A 4,384-nucleotide genomic window follows, 5' to 3' on the forward strand; every position below is an offset into this window, starting at 1 on the left:
GGGGGATGCGGTGAGGGCTGGCACGCCTGAGCAGGTTCGAATCCTGTCGCCCCGATTCAGAAAGAGCGCTGCCTTGCAGTGGGACTTAGGCGTGAACACCACGACCTAGGCACATTCGCCGACAAGAGCCTCTGGCCATCGTCATCCCCCCGTTTGCCCGATCCGTGGCTAAGCCGGGGTGTAAGAGAGAAATCCGTGGGCAAGCTGTTCAACTTGGCTGTTGAGCTCTCCAAGGGCGAGATCGTCGGGACGTTGGTCCACGCAGCGAGTGCTGAGGAGGCCAGAGCTTTTGGACAGGATCTCTTTCCAGGCTGCAACGTGATGGCCGTCCTGCATGAAGGCGAACCTGGCGCCAAGAACGACTGAGAGATGGTCACCCAGAAGCTCACTACATCGGCGCTAGCACTCCTTGCCGGGGTGCTGGTTGCTGCCCCAGCGCTGGCTCAGAGAGACGAGCGACCACCGCAACGCACAGACCACTACAAGACTCCTTGCACCATCAATTCTTTCCCCTCTTGGTGTGCCGTCAGCCTCGTTGGCGACATTCCTCAGAGCATGAAGGTTGAGTTCGCCCATGGAGACGGTCCGATCTTCACCTTGCTGCCGATCAGCCAAAACCGGGACTCACTAGGTGCGTTGAAGATGCGCGAGTTGAACACAGGCCAGGTCTGGATGCAGCGGGACTACGGCTTCAGCTTCTTGCTTGAAGAGGGCGAGTTCAGCAATGCAATTTGCGTTGGGCCTGGAGCACGACTTCCTTATCCCCGAGGCTGCGCCAAGCCCTAACCCGCCAGCCGCTTCGCCGGCCCCAGATCCCTCCTCAGGGGAGATAACACAGACGGCGTGACGGAATCCAGAAGTCCCGTCCAATTCCGCCTGGCTATCGATACCTCTAGGGAACAACCATCACCTCATCAACGGCAGATCCAAGGCCCCACTGTCATGGAGACTCACTCGTACGGCCCAACTGGTCGCTCACCTGCCGAACGCGCCATCACGCTGCCGCTGTTGAATCCAGGTCCCAAAAGCTCGAACCGCTCCTAGTGAAGAGGCACAGAGTGCTCAACCCGGAGCTTGTGACGCGATAGGTCTGTCCATCTGCCTTGCTTTTGAGCATGGCCTGCAATTCGGCAAGCTCGCGCTGTTCGTGCTCCTCTGTCTGACTCCAGCCCTGGTGTGTGAGGACTTCGATGCGGTACACGGAACCCTGATGTGGTGTGGTGGGCGCACAAATTCGATCAACCGTTCGGCGTTGGGGGAAATTGACAGGAAGACTTTGGGATCACGTCACCAAGAGCTGAAAGTCCACGCAGTAAAAAGCCGGAGTCCCACCCCCGGCCATGTCTTCCCTTACCTAGTTGTCCGCAGTGTTACGGGTCAATAGAAGCGGCGCCAGTAGACGTTGCCATGGGTACGGCTACCTATGTGCTCGTTGGATTTTCCCTACCTAAGGGGATCAGGGTGCAGAGGGAAAGCCCGCACACCTAGAGCAGGACAAAACACAGCTCGAGGGGTTCCGCACACAAAGCCATGGACGCTCCTCTTCCCTCAAGCTGCCCCCGCTGCCGAGTGATCAAGCTCTCCCCGAACAGCACATTGACGTGCCGACGGACAACCTCGTCAGTCGAACCGACTGCACTTGCAAGAGCCAGAGGCATCTGCCAACCGTCGTCCCGGGTGAGGTGATCAAGGATCTTCTGACGAAGCTCACGCCTGTCTTCCCGCATTTCGTCACCGCCAACAGAGGCCAGCGACAAGCTGTAGCGCTCTTCGCAGCCATCGAGTGTCCAGTTGGTGGCGCGGATGCTTGGGGAGCGCTTGATCGCTGCCTTGATCCTGAACGTCCCACCTCTGGTTTCTTGACCAACCAAGAAACGGAAGGGGCGTCGGATCAGGAAGCGGCAAAACAGCGCCACAAGCACAGCTGTTACAACGCTTTAGCCAGAAAGCGCGAACAGTCCCCTACAGTTCGAAATATTCCTTTACAACGGGATTGCTCGGCATGTTCACGCTTGAAAAAGCTGCCCAGATCTTCCCGGAGACGCGTTCGGCTGATGTTGTACCTGCGATCACAGCACGCTTTGCGCTACTGAGCGCAGAAGATCAGCTCGCCCTGATTTGGTACGCCTATCTCCAGATGGGCACAACGATCACGGTGGCTGCCCCTGCTGCCGCCCGGATGCAGTTTGCGGAGCGCATCCTCAACGACATCAAGGCGATGGGCTTCCTGGAGCAAAGCCAGGTGATGTGTGATCTGGCAAACCGCAGCGATACGGAGATCGGCCGGACCTATGCGACCTGGTCGGTCAATATCAAGTTGGGCTTCTGGTATCAGCTCGGTGAGTGGATGGCTGCCGGCCAGGTGGCTCCGATCCCGGAGGACTATCAGCTCTCAGCCAACGCCTCCGCCGTCCTCAACTCCCTCAAGGGTGTTGAACAGGGCCAGCAAATCACCTTGCTGCGCAATTTCGTGGTGGACATGGGCTTCGATCCAGCCAAGGGCGAAGGTCAGCGGGTCATGGAGCCCGTTGCTCCTCCCACTCCGGAAGAGCAGCGCAAGAAGGTGTTCATCGAGGGGGTGATCAACCCCACAGTGAACAGCTATATGGATCTGCTCAACGCCAATGACTTTGACAACCTGATCCAGCTGTTCCTGCCCGACGGCGCTCTTCAGGCTCCGTTCCAAAAGCCGATCGTGGGCACCGATGCGATCCTGCGTTTCTTCCGCGAGGACTGCCAGAACCTCAGGCTTCTGCCTGAGCGTGGCTACGCCGAACCCACTAACGACGGGTTCACCCAGATCAAGGTGACCGGCAAAGTGCAGACCCCCTGGTTCGGTGCCGGCATCGGTATGAACGTGGCCTGGCGCTTCCTGCTCAACCCCGAAGGAAAGATCTACTTCGTGGCGATTGACCTGCTCGCATCACCGGCCGATCTGCTCAAGTTCGCCCGTTGAGCCTGCTGCTCAATGGAGGCTTGATCCTGGGCTGGGGACTCTCCCTGGCCCTGGCACTGGAGACCAACACAACCCAAGCCCCTCTGTGGCTTTTGGTGGTGTTGGTCCTTCTGCGCACACAGCTGCAAACCGGGCTGTTCATCGTGGCCCATGACGCCATGCATGGGCTGCTTGTCCCAGGACGCCGCCGCTGGAACAACGCCATGGGTGCTTTTGCGCTGCTGGTTTATGCGGGCTTGCCGTTTGCTGGGTGTCTACGGCAACACCAGCGGCATCACCGTGCACCGGGGCGTCTCCAGGATCCCGATTTCCCAAGCGACCTGCAGAGCGGTGCCATCAGTTGGTATGGCCAGTTCCTGGCGCGCTATCTGAGCACCAGGCAGATGCTGCTGTTACTGGCTGGTTGGGGGCTGGCCCTGGGTCTGACCGTAACGGCAGCCGAGGTGCCTCTGGCGGTCGCGATCGGGCGCGTTCTGCTCTTCATCACGCTTCCATTGCTGTTGAGCTCCCTGCAGCTGTTCGTCTTCGGCACGTTCCTGCCCCATCGGTGTCAGCGACAGCCAGAACGGCGAGCCCAGCCGATCAGCCTGGACCTACCGCCGTGGCTGTCTCTGCTGACCTGCTTCCACTTCGGCTATCACCGTGAACACCACAACAACCCAGGCCTGAGCTGGTTTGAACTGCCGGCCGCCCGGTCGCTGCACCGGTCGCTCGCAGTGGCGGAACCGCTCCGGTAGCGTCTGAAACAGCTAGGTCAGGCCAGATGAATGAAGCGGCGACTGACAGCTGGACAGATAGCGAGCAGGCTATTGCTCGAGCTGCCTTTGAGACGGCCTACAACCGTGCCGTCATGGAATTGGTGGCCTCTGTGCAATCAAAGGCCTCCAACCTGGGTGATGTCAGCTCGGTCTGGGCGCTGCATGACTTCCTGAGCATCGAGCGCCACACCATCGAAGGCCGGTTTGATTTCCGCCTGGAGGGGATCTTGTTTGTCTTTGCAAGCCTCGTGAAAGACGGGCTTCTGCAACTTCAAGAGCTCGAAGGACTCACAGCCGACAAGCTGGCCAAGATTTCGGCCATGTCTCGCTTCTGAACAAGACTTGGAACGTGTTGACCTGCTTGGGCCGGCGCGCCAAAGCGAGGCCCTCTTGTGCTGGCCTCAGTGTTTCGGAACTGGCGCGGACCGGTGCCTGTTGAGTCCTTTCAGTTAGGTGAGAAAGGCTTCTGAAATTTCCTCGGAATCTGAGGCCCAGTAGTGCGGATTGGTCGCCCAGGTGTTTTGGGAGCACTAATTTCCAGGTGCGAGTCCTTTCGCCCCAATTGATTTAAAGGAAGGATGGCTACATCAAGGAGCGGACGACTGGCGATGACCGATGCCCAGAAGATCGTTCTCACCTCCGTGCTCTCGACGATGTTCGTGCCGGTGAT

5 protein-coding genes are annotated in these 4,384 nt (G+C 59.0%); 4 read left to right on the forward strand and 1 reads right to left on the reverse strand.

Translation table 11 applies throughout. The annotated features are described in order from the left end of the window. The first annotated feature begins 555 nt into the window (after positions 1–555). Positions 556–786 (forward strand): hypothetical protein, encoded by a 231-nt coding sequence (locus tag QZ184_RS10345; protein ID WP_010316186.1) that lies wholly within the window; start codon positions 556–558, stop codon positions 784–786. A 698-nt stretch (positions 787–1,484) separates the two neighbouring features. Here the strand turns inward: QZ184_RS10345 and QZ184_RS10350 are convergent. Beyond that, a complete protein-coding gene (locus tag QZ184_RS10350) occupies positions 1,485–1,916 on the reverse strand; it encodes a hypothetical protein (protein WP_296419481.1) in 432 nt (143 codons plus the stop codon). 86 nt (positions 1,917–2,002) lie between these two features. Between QZ184_RS10350 and QZ184_RS10355 the strand changes: the two genes are divergently transcribed. Genes QZ184_RS10355 through QZ184_RS10365 form a run of 3 tightly spaced genes read left to right on the forward strand, consistent with a single transcriptional unit; the run spans position 2,003 to position 4,049 of the window. After that, complete coding sequence (locus QZ184_RS10355) at positions 2,003–2,956, forward strand: orange carotenoid-binding protein (RefSeq protein WP_010316178.1); 954 nt, start codon at positions 2,003–2,005, stop codon at positions 2,954–2,956. Continuing rightward, the gene (locus QZ184_RS10360) at positions 2,953–3,693 is read left to right on the forward strand and encodes a fatty acid desaturase (RefSeq protein ID WP_296419484.1); all 741 of its coding nucleotides are present in this window, start codon (positions 2,953–2,955) and stop codon (positions 3,691–3,693) included. Before QZ184_RS10355 ends, QZ184_RS10360 begins: the two co-directional genes overlap by 4 nt. A gap of 26 nt (positions 3,694–3,719) precedes the next feature. Next, complete coding sequence (locus tag QZ184_RS10365; RefSeq protein ID WP_296419487.1) at positions 3,720–4,049, forward strand: hypothetical protein; 330 nt, start codon at positions 3,720–3,722, stop codon at positions 4,047–4,049. The last annotated feature ends 335 nt before the right edge of the window (positions 4,050–4,384 follow it).

Source organism: Vulcanococcus sp. DEBay_Sum22DG08_74 (assembly GCF_017852955.1).
GTDB lineage: Bacteria > Cyanobacteriota > Cyanobacteriia > PCC-6307 > Cyanobiaceae > Vulcanococcus.